General features: G+C 69.8%; 25 protein-coding genes. 12 read left to right on the forward strand and 13 right to left on the reverse strand.

What is annotated here, in order from left to right; translation table 11 throughout:
- Positions 1–81: 81 nt before the first annotated feature.
- The gene (locus tag HF323_RS07425; protein ID WP_169581920.1) at positions 82–927 is read right to left on the reverse strand and encodes an oxidoreductase; all 846 of its coding nucleotides are present in this window, start codon (positions 925–927) and stop codon (positions 82–84) included.
- Positions 928–1,043: 116 nt separating this feature from the next.
- On the opposite strand from HF323_RS07425, the gene HF323_RS07430 reads away from it, so the two are divergent.
- From HF323_RS07430 to HF323_RS07450, 5 genes are all read left to right on the forward strand, one after another.
- The gene (locus HF323_RS07430; RefSeq protein ID WP_188241663.1) at positions 1,044–2,027 is read left to right on the forward strand and encodes a DNA-3-methyladenine glycosylase 2 family protein; all 984 of its coding nucleotides are present in this window, start codon (positions 1,044–1,046) and stop codon (positions 2,025–2,027) included.
- Positions 2,028–2,353: 326 nt separating this feature from the next.
- Positions 2,354–2,746: an STAS/SEC14 domain-containing protein gene (locus HF323_RS07435; protein WP_169581921.1), complete on the forward strand. Its 393-nt coding sequence runs from the start codon at positions 2,354–2,356 to the stop codon at positions 2,744–2,746.
- 82 nt (positions 2,747–2,828) lie between these two features.
- Complete coding sequence (locus HF323_RS07440) at positions 2,829–3,245, forward strand: VOC family protein (RefSeq protein ID WP_169581922.1); 417 nt, start codon at positions 2,829–2,831, stop codon at positions 3,243–3,245.
- Between the two features lie 41 nt (positions 3,246–3,286).
- On the forward strand, positions 3,287–3,511 hold the full coding sequence (locus HF323_RS07445; protein WP_169581923.1) for a hypothetical protein: 225 nt from the start codon (positions 3,287–3,289) through the stop codon (positions 3,509–3,511).
- A gap of 61 nt (positions 3,512–3,572) precedes the next feature.
- Positions 3,573–3,758: a DUF1918 domain-containing protein gene (locus HF323_RS07450; protein ID WP_169581924.1), complete on the forward strand. Its 186-nt coding sequence runs from the start codon at positions 3,573–3,575 to the stop codon at positions 3,756–3,758.
- 176 nt (positions 3,759–3,934) lie between these two features.
- Here the strand turns inward: HF323_RS07450 and HF323_RS07455 are convergent, their stop codons facing one another.
- Positions 3,935–6,070: an alpha/beta fold hydrolase gene (locus HF323_RS07455; protein ID WP_169581925.1), complete on the reverse strand. Its 2,136-nt coding sequence runs from the start codon at positions 6,068–6,070 to the stop codon at positions 3,935–3,937.
- A 9-nt stretch (positions 6,071–6,079) separates the two neighbouring features.
- Positions 6,080–6,964 (reverse strand): RNA polymerase sigma factor SigJ, encoded by an 885-nt coding sequence (gene sigJ, locus HF323_RS07460; RefSeq protein ID WP_169581926.1) that lies wholly within the window; start codon positions 6,962–6,964, stop codon positions 6,080–6,082.
- 121 nt (positions 6,965–7,085) lie between these two features.
- Between sigJ and HF323_RS07465 the strand changes: the two genes are divergently transcribed.
- Entirely contained in the window at positions 7,086–7,826 is a 741-nt protein-coding gene (locus tag HF323_RS07465) for an NAD(P)H-binding protein (protein WP_169581927.1), read from the forward strand.
- An 18-nt stretch (positions 7,827–7,844) separates the two neighbouring features.
- On the opposite strand, the gene HF323_RS07470 is transcribed toward HF323_RS07465, so the two are convergent.
- Complete coding sequence (locus tag HF323_RS07470) at positions 7,845–8,678, reverse strand: aldo/keto reductase (protein ID WP_169581928.1); 834 nt, start codon at positions 8,676–8,678, stop codon at positions 7,845–7,847.
- Positions 8,679–8,772: 94 nt separating this feature from the next.
- The gene (locus HF323_RS07475) at positions 8,773–10,203 is read right to left on the reverse strand and encodes an MFS transporter (protein ID WP_169581929.1); all 1,431 of its coding nucleotides are present in this window, start codon (positions 10,201–10,203) and stop codon (positions 8,773–8,775) included.
- Between the two features lie 120 nt (positions 10,204–10,323).
- On the opposite strand from HF323_RS07475, the gene HF323_RS07480 reads away from it, so the two are divergent.
- The 3 genes from HF323_RS07480 to HF323_RS07490 all read left to right on the forward strand — a co-directional run bounded on the left by HF323_RS07480 (position 10,324) and on the right by HF323_RS07490 (position 13,046).
- A complete protein-coding gene (locus HF323_RS07480; RefSeq protein WP_169581930.1) occupies positions 10,324–10,986 on the forward strand; it encodes a TetR/AcrR family transcriptional regulator in 663 nt (220 codons plus the stop codon).
- Positions 10,987–11,043: 57 nt separating this feature from the next.
- The gene (locus HF323_RS07485; RefSeq protein WP_169581931.1) at positions 11,044–11,886 is read left to right on the forward strand and encodes a hypothetical protein; all 843 of its coding nucleotides are present in this window, start codon (positions 11,044–11,046) and stop codon (positions 11,884–11,886) included.
- A gap of 209 nt (positions 11,887–12,095) precedes the next feature.
- Positions 12,096–13,046, forward strand: coding sequence for a phospholipase (locus tag HF323_RS07490; protein WP_223169217.1), 951 nt, complete (start codon positions 12,096–12,098; stop codon positions 13,044–13,046).
- 13 nt (positions 13,047–13,059) lie between these two features.
- Here HF323_RS07490 and HF323_RS07495 read toward each other — a convergent pair whose 3' ends face one another.
- The 4 genes from HF323_RS07495 to HF323_RS07510 form a co-directional block, all read right to left on the reverse strand.
- Entirely contained in the window at positions 13,060–13,605 is a 546-nt protein-coding gene (locus HF323_RS07495; RefSeq protein ID WP_169581932.1) for a GNAT family N-acetyltransferase, read from the reverse strand.
- A 121-nt stretch (positions 13,606–13,726) separates the two neighbouring features.
- Positions 13,727–14,074 carry an HNH endonuclease signature motif containing protein gene (locus HF323_RS07500; RefSeq protein ID WP_169581933.1) on the reverse strand — a complete coding sequence of 116 codons (348 nt, stop codon included), beginning with the start codon at positions 14,072–14,074 and terminating at the stop codon, positions 13,727–13,729.
- A 73-nt stretch (positions 14,075–14,147) separates the two neighbouring features.
- On the reverse strand, positions 14,148–14,573 hold the full coding sequence (locus HF323_RS07505; RefSeq protein WP_169581934.1) for a hypothetical protein: 426 nt from the start codon (positions 14,571–14,573) through the stop codon (positions 14,148–14,150).
- Between the two features lie 153 nt (positions 14,574–14,726).
- Complete coding sequence (locus HF323_RS07510) at positions 14,727–15,527, reverse strand: HAD family hydrolase (protein ID WP_169581935.1); 801 nt, start codon at positions 15,525–15,527, stop codon at positions 14,727–14,729.
- 355 nt (positions 15,528–15,882) lie between these two features.
- Here HF323_RS07510 and HF323_RS07515 point away from each other — a divergent pair, with 355 nt between their 5' ends.
- Positions 15,883–16,689, forward strand: coding sequence for a hypothetical protein (locus HF323_RS07515; RefSeq protein ID WP_169581936.1), 807 nt, complete (start codon positions 15,883–15,885; stop codon positions 16,687–16,689).
- On the opposite strand, the gene HF323_RS07520 is transcribed toward HF323_RS07515, so the two are convergent.
- On the reverse strand, positions 16,686–17,126 hold the full coding sequence (locus HF323_RS07520) for a DUF488 domain-containing protein (RefSeq protein WP_211160324.1): 441 nt from the start codon (positions 17,124–17,126) through the stop codon (positions 16,686–16,688). The two genes, HF323_RS07515 and HF323_RS07520, sit on opposite strands and share 4 nt — an antisense overlap.
- Before the next feature lie 251 nt (positions 17,127–17,377).
- Here HF323_RS07520 and HF323_RS07525 point away from each other — a divergent pair, with 251 nt between their 5' ends.
- Complete coding sequence (locus HF323_RS07525) at positions 17,378–17,701, forward strand: DUF6176 family protein (protein WP_169581938.1); 324 nt, start codon at positions 17,378–17,380, stop codon at positions 17,699–17,701.
- A gap of 326 nt (positions 17,702–18,027) precedes the next feature.
- On the opposite strand, the gene HF323_RS07530 is transcribed toward HF323_RS07525, so the two are convergent.
- Positions 18,028–19,836 (reverse strand): DUF2207 domain-containing protein, encoded by a 1,809-nt coding sequence (locus HF323_RS07530; RefSeq protein ID WP_169581939.1) that lies wholly within the window; start codon positions 19,834–19,836, stop codon positions 18,028–18,030.
- Between the two features lie 42 nt (positions 19,837–19,878).
- Here HF323_RS07530 and HF323_RS07535 point away from each other — a divergent pair, with 42 nt between their 5' ends.
- Positions 19,879–20,319: a MarR family transcriptional regulator gene (locus tag HF323_RS07535; RefSeq protein ID WP_169581940.1), complete on the forward strand. Its 441-nt coding sequence runs from the start codon at positions 19,879–19,881 to the stop codon at positions 20,317–20,319.
- Positions 20,320–20,334: 15 nt separating this feature from the next.
- Here the strand turns inward: HF323_RS07535 and HF323_RS07540 are convergent, their stop codons facing one another.
- Positions 20,335–21,069: an ABC transporter permease gene (locus HF323_RS07540; RefSeq protein ID WP_169581941.1), complete on the reverse strand. Its 735-nt coding sequence runs from the start codon at positions 21,067–21,069 to the stop codon at positions 20,335–20,337.
- A complete protein-coding gene (locus tag HF323_RS07545) occupies positions 21,066–21,842 on the reverse strand; it encodes an ABC transporter ATP-binding protein (RefSeq protein WP_169582155.1) in 777 nt (258 codons plus the stop codon). The genes HF323_RS07540 and HF323_RS07545 overlap by 4 nt, the downstream gene beginning before the upstream one ends.
- Positions 21,843–21,858: the final 16 nt, after the last annotated feature.

Raw genomic sequence — 21,858 nt, forward strand, 5'->3', positions numbered from 1 at the left:
GTCGCGCGGAATCGACCCTCCGCCTCCGGCCGGGCGTCGCTTCGTGCAGACGAACACGGGGGACGCTGCACGCGTGCGGTGTCAGCCGCCCCGCGCCCGGCGAGGGATGCCGGCTGCGCGCGCGATGAGGCCGTCGAACGCCCGATCCGGCAGCAGCGCGCGCAGAGTGATGAGCGGGCGAGCCGCGAAGCCGACGACGTAGCGCGTCTTGGGCCTGCGGGCGCTCACGGCCTTCGCGATGGCATCGGCGACGACCGAGGGCGGGGAGGTGCGACTGCTGCCCGACTCGGCCCGCAGCAGATTCGACACCGCTGCCGCCTGCGGGGCGTACGGCCCGCTCCCGGACGTCGCGAGGACGTTGTCGGCTGCGATGCTCCCCCACTCCGTCGCGATGCTCCCGGGCTCGACGATCACGACATCGATGCCGAACGGCTTCACCTCCATGCGCAGGCAGTCGCTCAGGGCCTCGAGTGCGAACTTCGTGCCGTGATACCAGCCGCCGAGGGGCGTGTAGATGCGGCCGCCCATCGACGAGATGTTGACGATGGTTCCCGATCGCCGCTGCCGCATGTGGGGGAGCACGAGCTGCGCCAGGCGCACTGCTCCGAAGACGTTGACGTCGAACTGGCGGCGGCCCTCCTCGATGGCGATGTCCTCGAGCGCGCCGTACGAGCCGTAGCCGGCGTTGTTCACGAGGACGTCGATGCGCCCGGTCTCATCCAGGATCCGATCGACGGCCGCGCGCATCGACTCGTCGTCGGTCACGTCCATCGCGACCGTCCGTATCCCCTCCGCCTCGAGCTGGCTCATCCGATCGACGCGGCGGGCCGCGCCGTACACCACGTACCCCAGGGATCGCAGCCTCCGGGCGGTGGCCTCACCGATACCCGAGGATGCACCGGTGATGAGGGCTGTCTTGACGGTCATGCTCTTCTCCTCCTCGCGGGAGCTCGGCGCTCTGCCGTATCCAGTCAATCGCGGTTTGCGGCCCGTGCGGCGATGACGGGGGTCGGATGTCGGCGGTCGAGGCGTATCGTCGAGGCATGTCCTCCGTCGCCCCGCCCCGCCGCCTGACGGCGGCGGCGGCCCGCGACCCGCGGCCCGACCCCGGTCGCCCGCTCGAGACGGAGTATCGTCCGCGGCATCCGCTCGACCTCCCGCGCACGCTGCTGTTCCTGCGCCGCGGCGCCGCCGACCCCACCATGACCGTGTCCGGGTCGGTCATCTGGCGGGTGAGCCGCACGCCCGAAGGCGTCGCCACGCTCGCGATCCGCGAGACGCACCCGGGGGTCATCCGAGGGGCGGCGTGGGGGCCGGGGCGCGAGTGGGCGCTCGCGCAGCTCCCCGGCCTGTGCGGGGCAGGCGATGATCCCTCGTCGTTCGACGGGTCGAGGCATCCGCTCATCGCCGAAGCCCACCGGCGCAATCCCGGCCTGAGGCTGGCGCGCACGGGACTGGTCTTCGACGCGCTCGCGTGCGCGATCTTCGAGCAGAAGGTCACGGGCATGCAGGCTTTCGCGGCGTGGCGCCGCATCGTCACGTGGTTCGGCGAACGCGCACCCGGGCCGACGCCGCGCCCGATGTTCGCCCCGCCGGCGATCGACGCGTGGCAGCAGGTGCCGTCGTGGGCCTGGCATCGCGCGGGACTCGAGCCGCCGCAGTCGAAGACCGTGGTCCGCGCAGCGCGACGCGGCGAGTCGATCGTGCGGGCCGTGCTCGCCGCAGAGGACGGCGAGGCGGTCGACCGCATCCTGGTCAGCCAGCCCGGGATCGGCCCGTGGACGTCGGCCGAGACCCGCATCCGCGCCCTCGGCGACCCCGACGCGGTGAGCGTGGGAGACTTCCACCTCGCCCACGAAGTCGGATACGCCCTCACCGGCGAGCGCGTGGACGACGACGGGATGCTTCGGCTGCTCGCGCCGTGGGCGGGTCAGCGGCAGCGCGTCATCCGGCTCCTCTCCGCGAGCGGCGTGCGCGAGCCGCGCCGCGCGCCGCGTCTGCATCCCGAGGATCACCGCGACCGCTGACCGGCGAGCGAGCCGCGCGCACTCCGCGCGCCGCCTCGGCGGCCGACCCTCTGTGCACCGCCCGCTGCGTCACGCGCCGCGCGGTGTGACCCTCAGCTGTCGTCGCCGCTGCGGGCTCGCGGGATGGGCTCGCGGGATGGGCTCGCGAGACGCGCAGAATCACCGCGAATCCGCATTCATCCGCCACATTTCTGCGAGTTTCGCGCGATTCTGCGAACTTCGTGACGCCGGGGACGGATGCCTCGGCCGGCGTCTGGCTCGGGCTCAGGTCGTGCCGCACCGCGTGTTAGTGGCGCGGGCGCCCCGCGGCACGCCAGGATGAGCGCATGATCGAGACGATGCACGGACTGCCCGACGACGTCCTCGGATTCCGCGCCGTCGGCGCGGTCGAGGCCTCCGATTACGAGAGCGTCCTCGATCCTGCGATCGAAGCCGCCGTCGAGGCCGGCCGCAAGGTGAACCTCGTCTTCGTCCTCGGCGACGAGTTCGAGCGCTATTCGCTCGGCGCGATGTGGCAGGACGTCAAGCTGGAGGGGAAGCCTGCGAGCGTCTGGGGACGCATCGCACTGGTCACCGACCACGGGATCATCGGCGAGATCGTGCACGGCCTGTCCTTCCTCCTTCCCGGTGACGTGCGCATCTTCGCCGTCTCGGCGATCGACGATGCGGTCGCGTGGGCGGCGGCTGGACCCCACGCAGACGACGCCCCGGCGTCGTGAGAGTGTCGGAGGTCGGGGACACACTGGGAAATGCCACGCGGCCGGGCGCGGCATCCGATTCCATCCCCTCCTGGAGTGCACCATGCCCAGCCTCAACCCCTACCTCTCGTTCAGGACCAACGCCCGCGATGCGATGACCTTCTACCAGGGCGTCTTCGGCGGCGACCTCGACATCTCGACGTTCGGGCAGTTCGAGGGCATGGTCGACGATCCGTCCGAGAGCGACCTGGTGATGCACGCGCAGCTCACGACGCCCGAGGGCTTCGTGCTGATGGGCGCCGACACCCCCGGTCGAATGGAGTACCGCGCGCCGGCGGGCATCTCGGTGTCGGTCAGCGGAGACGATGAGGCAGCGCTCGATCGCTACTGGAACGGGCTCGCCGACGGCGGCACGATCGTCATGCCGTTCGACACCCCGCCGTGGGGCGGCCGCTTCGGCATGCTGACCGATCGGTTCGGGATCGACTGGATGATCGCGCTCAACGCCGCGCAAGGATGAGCGTGCACAGTCCGCGGTCAGGCTCGCCCTAGGCTGTGCGCATGACCACACCTCGCAAACGCTGGACGCGCGGCCACTCGGGCTGGGCCTTCGGCACGGCCCTCATCTTCACGCTCGGTATCGTGTTCGGCCTGATCTGGGGCCAGCTGCTCGTAGGCCTCTTCCTCGCGTTCGCCGTCTCGATCGGCTGGCTCATCGCGTACGAGTCGTGGCGCGGTCGCAACGTCGGCCTGGAGAATCGCGACGACAACGGAGCGCAGCTGTAGCGGCATCCGTCTACCGCGGCCGGCTCGCGCGTCGTATCGTGTGCGCCAGGAGGTGATCCGCATGCGAGCGAACGTCGGGGATCGCGTCATCATCCACGGACGGATCGTGGGCGCCGCCGAGCGTGCCGGCGAGGTCGTCGAGGTCCGCGGCGAGGGCGACAACCCGCTTCTCGTCGTGCGATACGACGACGGCCACGAGACGATCCTCTCGCCGGGGAGCGACTGCGAGATCCGCCACGAGGGCTGACCGTCCCCGGGCACGGTGACCAGGGCCCGGACACGGCCGCCCGGGCACGGTGCAACAGTGCAGTGCCACGGTGGGGCGACACGGTGGGGCGGCACGGTGCGGTGCCGCATTGTTGTGCCGCCGGTGCGGTGCCGCCGGTGCGGTGCCGCCGGTGGGGTGCCGCCGGCGCGGCAGCCCTATCCGAGCAGCTCCGGTCGGGTCGGCGTCTCGCCGAGCACGTGCTCGGCGAGGAACGCGAAGACCGTCTCGTACCAGATGACCGCGTGCTGGGGCTTGAGGATCCAGTGGTTCTCGTCGGGGAAGTACAGGAAGCGATGGGGCATCCGGCCGTCTCCGTCGGCGTGGTGTTCGGCGAGCTCCGACCACAGTCGCAGGCCTTCGCCGATCGGAACCCGGTAGTCCTTGTCGCCGTGGATGACGAGCAGGGGCGAGCGGATGTCGCGCACGAACTGATGCGGAGAGTGCTCCGTCATCGCATCGAGCGTGAAGATCCGCTGCCAGTACTCGGAGCTGTCCGTCGTGCCGGCGAACTGGTCGAGCGCCCACAGGCTCGCGTGGGTGACGATCGCGCGGAACCGGTCGGTGTGCCCGGCGATCCAGTTGGCCATGTAGCCGCCGAAGGATCCGCCCATCGCGGCCGTCCGGGACTCGTCGATGTCGGCGCGCTGCTCCACCGCGTCCGTGATCGACAGCAGATCGGTGTAGGGCTTGCCGCCCCAGCTGTTCCAGCCGCGCGCGATGAAGTCCAGGCCGTAACCGGTCGACAGGGCGGGATCGGGGAGCAGCACCGCGTAGCCGCGGGCGACCGCGAGCAGCGGAGCCCACCGCCAGCTCCACGCGTTCCAGCTGCTGAGCGGCCCGCCGTGGATCCACAGCAGCAGCGGGGCCGGTGCCTCGGCCGACGCGCCCTCCGGCAGGAGAAGCCAGCCGCGCACGCGAGCGCCGTCCTCCGCCGTGGTCTCCACCTCGGTGATCGAGCCCGGGGCTGCCGGTGACGGCGCCGGCGTCGCGATCGGGGTGATCGAGCCATCCCGCGCGATGTGCACCGGATGCGGGGGGACGACCCACGACGAGCGGAGGGCGACGAGGTCTCCGGTGCCGCGTGCGACGACGACGTTGGCATAGGTGAAGTCGTCGTCGGTCAGCCGCTGCGGCGTTCCCCCATCGAGCGGAAGCCGGAAGACGGGCCCCCGCCCGTTGTCGTCTGCCGTCGCGATGAGCGCAGTGTCGTCGGCGTCGAACTGCAGCGACGAGGCCCAGCGATCCCACGCGGCGGCGATGCGACGCGCGTCGGTGCCGTCCGTGTTGGCGATCCAGACCTCGTGATCGGTGGGCGCGGCCGGGGTGCTCTTGAGGGTGCGCAGGAACGCGATGCGGGCGCCGTCGTGGCTGACGGCGGGCATCTCGAAATCGACGTCCACCTCGTCGAACAGGGTCGTCCGACCGCCGGTCGCCGTGTCGATCGCGACGATCGTGCGCCGGCCGCCACGCTGCTCGCGGTGCTCGATCGAGGCGAAGAGGGTCGCGCCGTCGGGCGTCAGCGCCGCAGCGACATGGTCGACGGACCGTCCGGGCTTCGGCGTGAGGTCGCGTGGTCGCGGGAGCGTGGCGGGGTACGGCTTCTCGTCGGAGTCGTCCTCAGCGGCGGCCGTCGCACCGGCGGCGTCGGCCGCGGCATCCGCTCGACTCTCATCCTCTGCTTCCGACTCCGCAGCGACGGCCGCGAGCGTGTCATCCAGCGCGTCCGTGTCGAGGGCCAGGAGGTGCAGCTCGGCCGGACCGAGGTCATGGTCCCAGAACCGCACCGGGTACGTCTCGTGGAGGATCGCCGAGACCTTCTTCTCCTTGCGCCGCGCACGAAGCGCGGCGTCGGCTTCGATCGTGTCGGCCGCGGGCAGGAACGAAGCGGTGAGCACCACGCGATCGGATGCCTCGGCCGTCGCCGCGATGCCGTCGACGCCTCCCGACAGCCGTGTCACGGGGCGGGCCTCGCCGCCTGCTGCGGGCAGGAGCCACAGCTGACCGGACTCGTCGTCGGCGTCGCCGTCGATGTCGGGGCGCGCCGAGACGAACAGGAGGTCGCCGTTCGGGGTGAACGCCGCGCCGGTCTCCCCCTTCGCCGAGCGCGTGAGACGCCGGGGAGCGCCGCCTCCTGTCGCCGGGACGCTCCACAGCGACCGCTCGTAACCGGTCCCGTCCTTCTTGAGGGCCGCGACGGTCAGAACGGCCGTCGCGGCGTCGGGGGACAGCGCGAGCGCCTCTACCCGGGGAAGCGCGATGAAGTCGTCGAGGGAATCGAAGGGGGTCGCCATGCTTCCACGCTAACCCCGCCAGAGGGTGAGCTTGTCAGGGTTCCGCACGATGTAGACGTTCGTGACGCGCTCCCCCGAGACCGCGAGGGAGATCACGGCGTCCGCCTGTCCGTCGACCGTGACGAGGAACGCCAGTCCGTCGCCCGTCATCGTCGGCTGGACCTGAGCCGACGGCAGCAGGTGCGGCAGGCCCAGGAGGAACCGGGCGACCCGGTCGGCGCCGAACACCGGCCGGCGCGCTGCCGACACGCGGCCGCCGCCGTCGGCCGTGAGGACCACGTCCGGATCGAGCACGGCGACGAGGGCCGCGAGGTCGCCGGTGGCCGTGGCGGCGGCGAATGCCCGCGCGACGGCGTCGTGCTGCTCGCGCGTCGCCGCTCCGGCACGGCGTTCGCGCACGCGGCGGCGGGCCTGCGAGGCGAGCTGGCGCGCGGCATCCGGTGTCCGTCCCACCGCCGCGGCGATCTCGGCGAACGGCACGCCGAACACGTCGTGCAGCACGAATGCCACCCGCTCGGCCGGGGTGAGGGATTCGAGCACGACGAGCAGCGCGGTGGACACCGAGTCGTCGAGCGTCACACGGTCCAGCGGGTCGCGGGTGACGGATGCCGCGATCTCCGACTGCCCCGGGACCGGCTCGGGGAGCCATTCCCCCACGTACCGCTCACGGCGGGCGCGGGCCGAACCGAGCATGTCGAGGCAGACCCGGCTCGCCACCCGCGTGAGCCACGCTCCCGGGTTGGCGATGGCGTCTCGCTCGGGCTCGGTCAGCCGGTACCAGCGCACATAGGTCTCCTGCACGGCGTCCTCGGCGTCGGCCACCGTGCCGAGCATGCGATACGCCAGCGCGAGCAGGCTCCGTCGCTCGCTCTCGAGCACGTCCACCTCGGGCATCCGCTCCTCCTTCACCCACGTCGACACCGCAGCCCGCGAGAATGTGAGCGCTTCCCTCACATTCTGGCGGGCTGCGTCGTCGGATGTTCGGAGCGGATCGACCGCCCAGGAAGGACCCACCATGAAGATCGCTGTCGCCGGAGGAACCGGAACCGTCGGGCGCCCGACCGTCGAGGCCGTCCGAGCCGCGGGCCACGAGGCCGTCGTCCTGAGCCGCGCCGAGGGGGTCGACCTGGTCGCCGGCTCCGGGATCGATGCCGCGCTGGCCGGAGTCGACGCCGTGATCGACACGGCGAACGTGTCCACGCTGTCGGCGGCCGACGCCACCGCGTTCTTCACGACCGCGACCGGGAATCTGATCTCCGCCGCACATCGCGCCGGAGTCGGGCACGTGGTGCTGCTGTCGATCGTCGGCATCGATCGCATCCCGTACGACTACTACGCGGGCAAGGTCGCGCAGGAGCGGGTCGTCGAGGCATCCGCCGTCCCGTGGACGATCGTGCGGGCGACCCAGTTCCACGAGTTCGCCGCGCAGCTGTACCAGCGCGCCAAGGTGGGGCCGCTGCACATCGCCCCGCGAGCGCGCGTGCAGCCGATCGCTGCCGCGGAGGTCGGCGCGCACCTCGCCGGCGTCGCCGCGGGCCCCGCGCAGGGACGAGCCCGCGACATCGGAGGCCCACGCGAGGAACGGCTGGATGAGATGGTGCGCGCCTATGCGCGCCACCAGGGGCGACGCGGATGGATCCCGTCGGTGAGCCTGCCCGGCGCGCAGATGAAGGGGATGCGCGCGGGTGACGCACTCCCGGGCCCCGACGCCGTCCTGGGCACCGAGACGTTCGCGGAGTGGCTCGCACGCAGCTGAGCTCGTGGAGCGCGCCGGTTACATCTCCTCGTGCGTCTCGGGGTCGCCGCCCCACAGGCGTCCGCGCTCCAGGCTCGAGATGGCTTCGACCTGATCCTCGGTGAGCTCGAAGTCGAAGATGTCGGCATTCTCGCGCTGACGGTCGGAATCGGCCGACTTCGGGATCGGGGTGCTGCCCAGCTGGACGTGCCAGCGCAGCACGAGCTGCGTGGGTGTGACGTCGTGCACGACGGCGAGCTCCTGGAGCAGCTGCTCGGTCAGCAGTTCGCTGCGGCGTGCGAGCGGGCTCCAGCTCTCGGTGCGGATGCCGTGCTCGGCGTGGAAGGCCCGCAAGGCGGCCTGGGGGAAGTACGGGTGGAGTTCGACCTGGTTCACGGCGGGTACGACTCCGGTCGCGTCGACGAGCTCGGTCAGCATGGCCTCGGTGAAGTTCGAGACTCCGATCGATCGAACCAGACCGCGATCGCGCGCCTCGATCATGCCGCGCCACGTGTCGACGTACTTGCCGACGCTGGGGTTCGGCCAGTGGATGAGCTGCAGGTCGATGCGATCCAGCCCGAGCATGCCGAGCGATCCCTGGATGCTGTCGATCGCCTGTTCGTATCCGTGATGACGGCCGGGGATCTTCGAGGTGACGAGCAGCTCGTCACGGTCGAGCCCGCTGCGCCGAACCGCTTCGCCGACCTCGCGCTCGTTCTCGTAGTTGACCGCCGTATCGAGGAGCCGGTAGCCGGTCTCGATCGCCGAGACGATCGCCGCCGTGCCCTCCTCTCCGCGCAGGTTGTAGGTGCCCAGGCCCACTTCGGGGAAGGCGGTGCCGTCGTTGAGCGTCACGCTGGGGATCGAGATCATGTCTCCATCCTGGCGTGAGCGGGGCGGCCGCGGGCGCTCAGCGCGGAGGTCACGCCCTGTGGGCGAACGTCGGCGGACGTCGGTGCCGGCGCGCTCAGGTGGTGGGCGAGGAGCGGGCGGGAGCCGAGGCATCCGTCCCCTCATCCTCGGTGTGCAGGGACGGCGGCGCCGACGCATAGGCGTCGGAGAGCTGACGGTACGGCTTCGATGCGAACGCCAGGAGCACGACGATCAGCAGCAGGAGGCTCGCGCCGAGGAACGCCAGCGCGATCCCGCGAGCCTCACCCGGACCGAGCAGCCACCCGAGCGACTCCTGCCCGGCAGGAGAGTCCATGAACGGGATGATCCAGAACTGCGCGAGCGGGCCGATGATGAACGCCGAGACGGGCGCGGCGGCCGACTCGACGCTCGCGGCGAACCCGAACACGCGACCCTGCTTCTCGAAGGGCACGACCCGCTGCACGATGGTCTGCTCGGATGCCTCGGCGATCGGCATGAGCGCCATGAAGATCAGGATGCCGAGAGCGTAAAGCCACCACCACTCGCGGATCGCGAAGGTCATCCCGAGCAGCGCGACGCCGACGTTGACGAGCAGCAGGGTGCGGACGGGGTTCTTGCCGAGGCCGAACTTGGCGACCAGACCGCCGCCGATGATGAAGCCGATGCTCGTCACTCCGAGCACGATGCCCCAGACCTCGACCGAGAAGAGCGTCAGGCCGTACGGGTCCATGAGCGCCATGAACACTCCGCCGACCAGATTGTTGAAGGTGGCGAACAGGATGAGCGCGAGCAGCCCGGGAACGGCCATGACCGCCGGGATCACGCCCTTGAATCCGAAGCCCGCGGGTGCGGCGCCCTCGACGTGCGCGACACCGCGCTCGGGGATCGGCACGAACAGGAGGTGCAGCAGAGCCAGCGCCGTGGCGACGATGGCGATGACGACCGTCCACCCCATGCCGAGGAGTCCCACCGAGAGCCCGGAGAACACGCTCGTCACCATGAAGGCGATGCCCTGAACCGCCCCGACAAGACCGTTCGCCTTGTCGCGCCGGTCGGAGGGCACAAGCAGGGTCACCGTCGTCGACAGCGCGATGTTCCGGAGATTCTCGACCACCCCGCCGATCAGGATCACCCCGGCGAACACCCAGAACCAGGGGCCGCCCCAGTCGATGAGCACGCTCTCCGGGAAAGAGAGATACACCGCTCCCGCGAGGAGGTACGTCGACAGCGTCACGACGCTCGAGAGCACCATGACGGCCTTCTTCTTCATGCGATCGACGATCACGCCGAAGACGACGCCGAACACCGCGACGAGGAGCATGTACGACCCGCCGATGATCGCCGTGGCCAGGACCGACTCCGTCTTGAGGTATGCCCAGAAGGTCAGGGCGAACCACAGGAAGCTCGACGTGACGTTCGCGAGCGCCGTGTTGGCCAGCACGTGGTGGAAGGCGCGCACCGTGCGCGGTCCGGGCGTGTACTGCAGCGACTCGTCGATCGGCGGAGCGGGCGTCGGCTGACTCATCGGACTTCTCTCTGGTGGGGGCGTGTGTGCGGACGGCGAGGGATCAGGACGGCGTTACGCTCGATGTGGACACCGTGTACATTGATGTTGACACCGTACACATTCGAGCGAGGCGGTGCAATGGGCGCGCAGACCCGGACCTATCATCACGGAGACCTCCGACGCGCCCTCATCGAGGAGGGCCTCCACCTCGCGCGCACGGGCGGACCCGCCGCCGTGTCCCTGCGCGAGGTCACGCGCGCCGCGGGCGTCTCCCCCAACGCCGCCTACCGCCACTTCGCCGACCGCGAGCACCTCGTGCGGGCGGTCGCCGGCGAGGCGCAGCTCGCGCTCGCGCGCGCGATCCGCGCGCGAGTGGACGCCGCGCCGCGGGGGTTGTCAGCGGCGGATGCCTCGATCGAACGCCTCCGCCGGGTGGGTCTGGCCTACATCGACTTCGCCCGGTCGGAACGCGGCTGGTTCGAGCTGGCGTTCGCGACACAGGACCCGCGCGGTGCGGAAGGCATCGTCACGCTGGACGACGAGATCGTGGCCCCCTTCCAGCTCCTCCTCGACACCCTGGATCAGATGGTGGCCAGCGGTGCGCTCCCGCCCGAGCGGCGCCCCTTCGCGGAGTGGGCGTGCTGGTCGGCGGTGCACGGCTTCGCCGAGATCGCCGTGCACGGTCCGGTGCAGTGGCAGCCCGCCGAGGTCATCGACGCGCTCGCGGCGGCGGTCGTCGAGGCGGCCATTGTCGGCGTGCGCGGCACGACGGAGCCGGCCCAGCCGCGTGTCACGTCGTGATCGATCGGGCGGGGCCGCCGCGGCATCCGGATCCCGTCTGCTCGTAGACTGCCGCCCATGGTGCGCAGCGGGACGGATGCCGCAGCCGACGGCCAGGCCGGACGGCCGTGGGGCCTGCGGCGAGCCCTGTGGTGGACGTCCGACTACATCTACGCGGCGCGCCGGCAGCTCGCGATCCTGCGTCCGCCGTGGACGATCCGCGGCCACCGGCGCACCCCGGGTGCGTGGCACGTCGAGTCCGGGTCGCTTCCCGAGGTCGTCCTGCTCCCCGGCGTGTACGAGCACTGGACGTTCCTCCGCCCTCTCGGCGACGCCCTCGCCGCGGCCGGCCATCGGGTGCAGGTCGTCCACGGTCTGGGCGTGAATCGCCGCGCGATCAGCGAGACCGCGGACCGGCTGGAGCGCCTGCTCGCCGAGCTGCCCGTGCCGCCGGCCGGCCGCGTGCTCGTCGCGCACAGCAAGGGCGGCCTCATCGGCAAGCATCTCCTCATCACGACCGGCGCAGCGATGGATGCCGCGGTCGAGGCATCCTCCGGCGGCGATCCGGCTCAGGCCGCCGCGGACGCGCCGCAGGAGCGCGGCAGGACCCCGCTCGGGATTCTCGGGCTGGTCGCCGTCGCCACCCCGTTCGGCGGGGCCCGGCGTGCGCGCCTGTTCATCGATCCGAGCATCCGCGCCTTCCTGCCCGCGGACGAGACGATCGTGATGCTGGGGCGGGAGACCTCGGTGAACGGCCGCATCGTCTCGGTATTCGGGCCATACGACCCCCACATCCCCGAGGGCAGCGCTCTCGAGGGAGCAACGAACATCGCCGTCCCGACCCCCGGCCATTTCCGCGTGCTCTCCTCGCCGAAGACCCACACCGCCGTGCTCGACGGGATCCGTCTGCTCAGCCGCTGACGGAAGGCCGCGTGGGCCGCACTTCGCGATGCCTGAAGTCCTCTGATCAGCACTTTTCGCAACGGTCGTACACACGCGCTGTCCAGGAGACCCTGGGGAACCGTCCAGAAAAGGCACGCAGGCTGGATGTTTCGTGCCCGACCCGAGGGCACCGCGTCGGCGCGCCTCGCCGGCGTACGCGATACCCGAAAGCACACGTAACTCACTTCATGCTCACGACACGCACGCCCGAAAACGCCCCCACTGACTCCGATCGCACTTTCGACTTCGCCCCCTCGCGCCGCTCCCTGCGCACCGCCCGCCGGCGCGTCCCGGGACTGCCCGCACTGATCGCGGGCGGCGCGCTCGGCCTCGCCGCGATCGTCGGCATCGGCAGCACCACCGCCGCGGTCGCCCTCGACCCCGACTTCGTCGCCGCCGCCAGCCCGTCGGCTCCGAACGCGCAGCTGCAGGCGCTCACCGGCATCACCGCGGAAGCGCGGACGACGCTGGAAGCTGCGCGCGCCGCGGCGGCGGGCGCCCGCTCGGTCAGCGCCCAGGTCGAGGCATCCGGTCTCGACCTCGCCGGCCCGACGGCCGTCGACACCTCCGCGCTCGACGAGCACGTCGACCGTCTTGCAGCCGTCGACGTCGTGCCCCTGCTGCTTCTGCCCGATCTCACCGCCGATGCGCTCACCGAGACGAAGAAGGTGACGCAGCTCACGCGCGACCTGCGCGAGCGCATGGACGCCGCGGCGGCCGAGCGCGCCGCCGCTGAGGCCGCCGCCGAGGCTGCCGCGAAGAAGGCACGCGAAGCCGAGGCTGCCGCGAAGAAGGCCCGCGAAGCGGCTGCCGCCCTCGCCGCCGCCAACACCGTCGAGGGAGCGAAGGCGACCGCGCGGTCGCTGGCATCGTCGCAGTACGGCTGGGGCGGCGATCAGTTCTCGTGCCTCGACTCGCTGTGGACGAAGGAGTCGGGCTGGAACTACCAGGCCTACAACGACTCGAGTGGCGCGACCGGCATCCCCCAGTCGCTCCCCGGCAGCAAGATGGCGAGCGCCGGCGCCGACTGGCAGACCAACGCCGCGACCCAGATCCGCTGGGGCCTCGAGTACATCGCCGCCGCCTACGGCACCCCGTGCAGCGCGTGGGGGCACTCGCAGGCGACGAACTGGTACTGAGCCGCTCCTGCGGTCATGCGCCGGGTGCCGGGTCGGTCTTCGTGACCGGTCCGGCATCCGCCGTTTCGGGGGCGGGGCGGAGTTCGCTCCCGGATTCCGTCACGTTCACAGGCTTCCAGACGAGGGTGTGCCCGGTCGCCTCGAAGGATTCGTTTCCCGCGAGCTTGCCGGTCGTGGTCGACTGCCACACGAATCCGACGGCCTCGTAGAACGTCCGGGCGCTGTTGCCCTCGAGCACCTCGAGTTCGACAGGACCGGTCGCGCGCGCCAGCACGTGCTCGACGAGCGCGCGTCCGACTCCACGGCGGTAGAGCGCCGGGTGGACGTACGCCCACGTGATCTCTCCGGCCGAACCGGCGAGGAAGCCGGCGACGTGTCCGTCGAGCTCGGCGACCCAGACGTCGTCATCGAAGAGCCCCTCGTTCTCGTACGTGGCGGCGAGGTCGAGGTAGGCCTCGAGCAGTCCCGCGCCGCGAAGCTCGTCGACGCGAGCGGCGTCGTGGATGCGGCTGATGTCGGCCCAGTCGCGGGACTCGTAGGGCCGGATGATGATGGTCATGCGAAAGCTCCTGTCGATCGGATCGGTCACGCGCACAGATGCGCGGATCGGCCGTGCGGCACGGGCGCGCCACGGCTCGAGGCATCCGATCGATCACAGAGTCATCATCACGCGTGCCACTTTATCCGCTCATGCGCCAGGCGCTGAGGATCTCGACGTGCCGCAGCAGGAAGGCGCGTTCGTCGAGACGCTTGCGCCGCAGCCAGCCGGTCACCTCGTCGTTGCTCTTGCTCGCGTTGCACGAGCGGCAGGCCGGCACGACGTTGTCGAAGGTGTACCTGCCGCCGCGCGAGATGGGCAGCACGCAGTCCTTCTGGAAGGGACCGGCTACCGACCCGCAGTACGCACACGCTCCCCACGCCTCGAGGAGCGACTCCCACTCTTCGAACGTGAGGTCGTTGTCTGCGGCCGCGACACGGCGCGCACGGCGGCGGGCAGCGCGGGCACGGCGGGTATTGCTGACCGGCATGCTGCGAGGGTAGCGGGCGGGTGGAGGGACGAGCGGATGCCCCGCCCAGGCGCCCCTGTGCACGGGCGAGGAATCAGACCGGCGCCTCAGCCCGCCGGCCCGTCAGGCGCCGCCACGCCACCGCGATGAGCACCACCCGGGCGATCGCGAACAACGGCGGAATCGGCAGGTCGAACCCCCACCAGAAGAAGGCCTCGACGGGGACCAGCGCGAGGTTCAGGACCGCGCCCGAGCGCCTGCCCCGCCACAGCAGCCAGCCGGAGAACGCGAGCGCGAGGGTCACGGCGAAGTAGCCGAGCAGCAGCCAGACGAAGAGCGCCCAGTCCCCCGACCACCAGGGGCCGCCGTACATCGGGAAGAGATCGAGCAGCCACGGCAGTTCGCGCTCTCGAATGAGGTAGACCACGATCGGCACCGCCGGCAGTCCATACGCGGCGGTGTACACCCACGTCACGATCGCTGCGGCGCGGGCGCTTCGAGGCACGCTCGGCGCCGGCATGCGGCCGAGCGTACTCCGCGCGGGGCGCCCGCGCGGAGGGATTCCTCAACGTCGGTGTCCGATGACAGGGCATCTGTAGTTCTTGTCATCGATGTTGTGGAGGCGCTCCGCGGATTCTCGCTTTCGAGCTCCGGCCCAGGAGCGCCGGTGACGCTATTCGCCTGCGAACCGAACTGTAGTTTTGAGGAGCCGCTCGAGAACCTGAGCAACGCCCTCATCGGCACACGAGGGCGCGCTGTGCTGCGCGACCACCTGGACCGATTCGTGCGCGTTCGCCACTACATAGCTTGTCCCGGCCCACATGAGCATCGGGATGTCGTTGGGCATGTCGCCCAAGGCCATGACATCGTCCGATCGGACGTCGAGCCTGTCGCACACGCTCTGGAGAGCACTCGCCTTGGTGATACCAGCAGCGCTGATCTCAACCAGTCCTGAAACTGACCATGTGACCGTCGCAGCGTCTCCGACGATCGCAGCGACCTGATGGTGGAGCAGGTCGGGTTCTATGTCCGGATGCCTAACGAGAGGCTCCACCGCGGGGTCTGTCCAGATCTCATGGAGCGGGCCGCGCGGTGCGCCGGGTGCAGGGTACGGCTCGACGTAATGAGGGTCGAGGCGGATGCCATCGGCGCACTCGATCGCGAACCGAGCGCCAGGGAGCGCTCCAGTGATCGCATCACACACTTCGAGCCCGACCTCCGAGCCAATGCCGACCAGCGACACGATCCTGCCCTCGTGTGCGTCGTAGGTGATTGCGCCGTTGGAGACGATAGCCATGCCGTGATTCCCGACGTGAGGCCAGAAGACATCCATCCAGCGGAGCGGCCGTGCGGTCACGAAGACGACCGGGACACCCGCGGTGTCCAGTCGGTGCAGCACATTCGCGGTGAATGGCGGCAATGCGACGGTGTCGTTCGGAACAATCGTGCCGTCGAGATCGGTTGCGATCAGCATCCGACTTCTGCCGCTTAATGCGCCAGCCTGATGACGGCGTCCAGGCGTCCATCGTCTGGCGATCGCAGGGGCGGCAGCAGCAGCGTGACGATGCCGAGCTCCGAGGACGTAATCGATCTGCGCGTGAGGAGCGATCATCTGGGGGTTGGCTCCCAGTGCTTCGACGTCATCCGCTCTCCGCTCCCGACGAGATGTTCAGTTGGAGAGTCCCTGACGCCGCCAGAGTACGACCGCCGTTGTCAGGCATGGACATGACACGCCCGCATCGGAGCGCTCAGCGGAGTGGAAAGCAAGCGGCGGTGTCCGTGCCCCGCCATAGGATCACGGCATGCGAGTCGAGGGAGAACGGGCACAGGTGCTCGTCACGGTGAAGGCGACGCCACAGCCGTCCGCGAGCTATGGCGACACGTCATGCGTCGCGGGCATCCGGATCGACGGCGATGAGCCGACCTGGATCCGCCTCTACCCGATCGCCTTCCGATGGCTCGACGGCGAGTCTCAGTTCGCGAAGTACGACGTCATCGAACTCGAAGTGCGCCGCCGAGACTCCGACACCCGGAAGGAGAGCTACTCCCCCGCCCAGGACTCGTGGCACAAGATCAACCACCTGCGGCCAGGCAAGTCGCGCCACCAGGTGATCGGCCGCCTCCCGGTGACCACGACCTGCGAGCTAGTGACCGCCGCATCCGCAGACCCGGCGGCGACGTCCCTGGGACTCGTCTACCCAGCCGACGTGGACCGACTCGAGTTCGAGCCTCACCCGAAGTGGACGCCGGAACAGCTCGCAAAGATGCAGGACCGCATCCTCAAAGAGTCAACCGCCCTCATTCCGATGAGCGGATCCATACCTTCCGTATTGAAGGAACCAGCGTTCAAGGTCCGCTACCGCTACCGCTGCGAGAGCACAAGCTGTCGTGGACACCAGGGTCGAATCCTCGACTGGGAACTGACGGCCCTGCAGAACCGGCTCCGCCACGACGGGAAGGACGTCATGGCCGGCGTGACAGAGAAGTTCCTGGATCAGATGTTCGCCGCGGATCGGCGAACGGGGTTCTACATGGGCAACTTCGAACTCGCGGCCCGCCGCGGCAAGTTCAGCGTGTTGGGCGTGTACTGGCCGAAAGCAGAAGACGCCGTCGCGCCACAGCCGGCGCTCTTCTAGCGCGAGACCAGCTCGCGATCGAGGATCCCCCGCACCCGTTCGAGCACCTGTTCGCGGTGGCAGTGTTGCTCGTCTGCTTCGTAGCAGAAGACGGCGACGGGACCGGTGCGAGCGAGATCAGCCAGCTCCTCCAGGGCCTCCCTTGCGCCCTCGGCTTCGAGTTCCGCTGTGAACCTTTCGCGAACCTCACGGGCGAGCGGGGAATCGAGCTCGCCATATCCGGCGCGGTTGTCGCGCTGGTTGCCCAGCACCGGCATGTGGACGTACGCGATACCCGCCTCCGCGAGAGCGGCCGCGAGAGCGCGCTTGCTGAATCCACGTTTGCGGGAGATCGCGTTGAGTCGCACGTCGACGAGCGTCTCCACGCCGCGAATACGCAGCTTCGATACGAGAGCGTCGACGGTCTGCCCCTCGTATCCGATTCCTTCGATGCTCACGTCTAGTTCCTTCCGATGACGCAGTCGGTGCTGGGCGACGCGACACCGACTACTGCAGTAGAGCGCGTCACTGCGCGCCGCGAAGCCGCGGCCACAAGCCGCGCATGTCCGATTCGGCGACCGCCGCGCGCGAATCTCGCGAGCCACGGCCGTCGACAGCGTCGTCAGCTCACTCAACGATAGAGTCGCGACATCTGTCATGTAACAGATACTAACCGTTACATCACTCGAACGGCTCGTACGCTGGTGTCGTGATTCACCTTGTCGCCCGCCGCATCCGACTCGACCAGCGCGACCGCGTCGCAGCTTGGCTACGCGAGGTCGACGGCCCACGCCGCGCAGAAGCACTCGAGTCGCTCGCGGCCGAGGGCGTCGCCCATGAGACGGCGATGCTTGTCGACACCGGCGACGGACCGGTGATCGTCTACGCGATGGAGACGGAAGACCTGGCCCGGTCCAGGTCGGTGACAGACCAATCCCCTCGACCCATCGATGCCGAGCACCGGGCCGTCATGCGCGCTGCCGACGACGGGCCCGCCCGTGCAGAGATCGTACTGGATCTGCGACCTGCTTGACCTCCCGAACTACAGATCGGTTGGCAAGAACTACAGGTCATCTCCCACAACCACAGAATCGATGGCAGAAACTGCAGATGTGTTGTCATCGGACACCATCAGCCGCGCGATGAATCACGAAAAGATAACGCCAAACCCTTGCCGTCGTTATATTCCCGTTATAGAGTGCTTGCACGGTAACTGTTTTGCTGTGGCAGCTGCCGGCATGTGATTGCAGGACACTCTTGGTGCAAGGGACAAGGGCCGGTCGGGAGCCTCTCCGACCGGCCCTTACTCTTGCCGGCTCGCACCCGGCTCGCGCCCGCCGTCGGGTCGGCCCCGCGGGGTCAGACGCCGCCGCCGCCTCCGCCGCCTCCGCCGCCTCCGGCGGATCCGCCGCCGCTCGAGCCGCCCGAGGTGGAGGACGACGACGCGGTGCTGGCCGACAGCGACGAGATACCCGACGAGAACGACGACGCGTCGAACCCGCTCGTGCCGTAGTACCAGCTCGGCGAATTGCCCGCGCCGTAGAGCACGGCGAGCTCACGGGCCCATTCCTTCTCCTGGCCGAACACCACGGCATACGGCAGCAGATCCTCGTACAGGCGCAGCTTCACGCGAGGGTCGGTCGCGTCGATCTGCACGCGCTCGGCGCCCTGTGGGGACTGCAGCATGCGGATCCGATCGGCCTCCGCCCACTCGATGAACTCCTTGAGGCCCCGCAGATGGTCGCGGGTCTCGGCTCCGGCCGCCGTCAGCGGCTTGCGCGCGACCAGACCACCGATCCAGATCGTGCACAGCACTGCCAGGACGATCAGGACGATCGGCACGAGCGCGTGCACCATCGCGTCGAGGGCGGCGAACCCGGTCAGGAAGATCAGCACGGCGCACGCGATCGCGGCCACCAGCGGCCAGGCTCGCACGCGGGCCGGCACCTTGCGCCGGAGTCCGCGATTGACGAGCTCCTCGTTCGCCGCCTTGAGGATGCCCTGCGCGGCCGCCGAGAAGCGGGTGTCGGTGCTCCCGAACTCGAACTCCTCGCCCGGCACTCCCGCCGGGAACAAGCCGTCCAGCAGCATCCGCCCGTCGCCGTCTGCCTTCGAAGGGTCGACGAGCACGGCCTTCAGCTTCACTCCCCCGAAGAGCTTGCGCCCGCCCTCGACGATGCGGAGGCTTCCCCGCACAGCCTGCTCGAGGACTTCCGCCGGGATCGCCTTCGTCGTGAGCCCCAGCATGACGGCGCTCTCGAGCGCGTCGACGGCCCGAGGCGGCGTGTACTCGGCGATGACGACCGGCCGCCCGGGCGCGTCCCGCAGGTGCCGCGCGCGCGTCACGCCCGCCCACACGAAGGCGCCCGCCATTCCGAGCGACGCGAGAAGCTGCAGCCACCCCCAGGGCGACGCGAGGTACGACGAGTCGAAGGGCGTGAACGTGCCCCGCTCGAATCCGATGGCAATGGTCATGGTCTGGTAAGGCTGAACGGGCGCCGCGGATGCCTCGACCGCGCTCCCGTCGGATGCGATCGCGCAGGTCTGCGTCGAGCCCTCATAGCCGACGTAGCAGGCTTGTGCGCCGGTGAGGGCGCCCGCGATGTCATCGCTCATCGTCACCCGGGCGGTCACCCGGCCGAACGGCTGCTGCCATTCGGTGCCGTTGACGTTCCAGTAGAACTCGTCGACCCCGGTGTCATCGAAGAACCGGGCGACGTTCTCGAGCGTGTAGGTGAAGACGTACGTCTGCCGGCCGTGAACGTAGTCATCGGCGCGCGACGTCATGATGTAGTAGCCGTCCTCCGACTCGGTCTCCGCGTTGCGAGGGCGCCCGTCCTCGTCGGTGATCGACACCAGCTGTGGGCGCAGGGGCGCGTCCAGGTAGCCCTCCGGGATCCGCCGCTGCATGCCGCGGTTCTGGTCGGTTTCGGGGAAGACGGCCACGAAGGTCTCCACCACCGTCAGCGTGCTCGTACCGCTGTCTGTGCGGCCCAGCTGATACTCGACGTCGAGGCTCTCGAACGTGAAGTCGTTCACGTCGGCGTGGGCGCGAGGCATCCCTCCCCCGACGGCGAAGCCGACTCCGATCGCCACGGCGAGGAGGAGCACGACGAGGCTGCGCCACGTCCAGGTGACGCGGCGAGACACGGCCGAGACTGTCCGCATGGGCCCAGCCTAGGGGGCGCCTTTGGTCGTAATCTTGTCGCTATGACGGATCGCCGCCTCGCCATCGACGCATGGGAGAGCCTGTTCCGCGCGCAGCACGAGGTCTTCGACGACATCAACGACGACTTCCACGAAGACACGCTGAGTCAGGCCGAGTATGACGTCCTGCTGACCGTGACGCGCGCTGATGGCATGACGGCACGCCTGCGCGACGTCACCGCCAACATGCTCATCAGCCAGCCCAGCGTGTCCCGCCTCGTCGACCGCATGGCCGCGCGCGGGCTCATCGCCAAGTGCCCCGATCCCGAAGACGGCCGCGGCGCACTGGTGCGGGCGACGGATGCCGGGGCATCCGCCTTCCGCCGCATCGCGAGCGCGCACGGCCGGGCGATCGCGGAGCGCATGTCCCTCCTCACGGACGACGAGCTCGCGCAGCTCCGCGACCTGACTGCCAAGCTCCGCAAGCCCCAGCCGAGCTGCTGACCCACAGCTCGCCTGCTACGGGGTACGTCGACGCAGCGTGAGCGGCGCGAGGATGAGCGCCCCCGCCAGGAAGCCCACTACGACGAGCAGCGGGCCGAAGACGTCCCAGCCCTCGTCGCCCGCGGTCACGGCGTTGATGGCATCGATCGCGTAGCTCAGCGGCAGGAAGCTGCTGATGACCTCGAGCGCCTCGGGCATCTGATCGCGCGGCATGAACAGGCCGCCGAGGATGATCTGCGGGAAGACGACCAGCGGCATGAACTGCACCGCCTGGAACTCGGTGCGCGCGAACGCGCTCGCGAGGAGTCCCAGCGCCATGCCGAGGATCGCATCGGTGACGGCGACGAGGCCCAGCTGCCACACCGGCCCCTCGGGCTCGAGCCCGCACACCCACACCGCGAACGACACCGTGACGACCGCCTGCAGCATCGCCATCAGGCCGAACGCGAGGGCGTAGCCGGCGATGAAGTCGGCCTTGCCGAGCGGCGTCGTCACCAGACGCTCGAGCGTCCCGGAACGCCGCTCGCGCAGCGTCGTGATCGACGTGATGAGGAACATGATGGTGAACGGGAACAGCGCGAGGATCGGCGGCCCGTAGATGTCGAACACGCCCTCCTGCTCGCTGAACAGCCAGGCGAAGAGGCCCACGAGCAGGCTCGGCGCCACGAGCATGAGGGCGATCGAGCGCGGATCATGTCTGAGCTGGCGCAGGACACGCGCCGCGGTGGCGAGGGTGCGTGCGACGTTCACTCCCCGGCCTCCTCACGCGCCTGACGCCGCGTCGTCGGCCGGTGATCGACCGCGGCATCTCTCTGGACGAGCGCGAGGAAGGCGGCATCCGGATCCGTCTCGCCGGTATCGGCGAGGAGGCCGCCCGGCGTCGTCTCGGCGATGATCCGCCCGGCGCGCATGAGGACGAGCCGGTCGCACCGAAGCGCCTCGTCCATCACGTGGCTGCTCACGACGAGCGTGGCGCCGGCGGCGGTGAGGCCGCGGAAGAGGTCCCACAGTTCCGCTCGGAGCAGCGGGTCGAGGCCCACCGTGGGCTCGTCCAGCACGAGCAGCTCGGGCCTCCCCAGCATCGCGACGGCGAGCGAGACACGGCTCTCCTGTCCGCCGCTGAGCGAGTCGACGGTCTGACGAGCCTGGTCCTCGAGCCCCACGGCCCCGATGACGCGGTCGACGTCGCCGGCAGGCGCGCCGATCACATGGGCGAAGTAACGCAGGTTCTGCTCGATCGTCAGGTCGCCGTACACCGATGCCGCCTGAGTGTCGTATGCCACGCGTCGACGCTGAACGGACGTGCCCGCAGGGTCGCCGAGCACGGTCACGGTGCCGCCGGCGATCTTCTGCACCCCGACGATCGAGCGCATGAGGGTCGTCTTGCCGCAGCCGGAGGGCCCCAGCAGCCCCGTGATCTGCCCGCGCGGGATGTCGAGGTCGAGATGCGCGAACACCTCGGTCCTGCCGCGCCGCACGTGCAGGCCGCGGACCGCCACGGCGATCTCCGGCCGATTATTCATCACGCGATGAATTATT

The organism is Microbacterium sp. MF43 (genome assembly GCF_012847295.1).
In the GTDB taxonomy this organism is placed as follows: domain Bacteria; phylum Actinomycetota; class Actinomycetes; order Actinomycetales; family Microbacteriaceae; genus Microbacterium.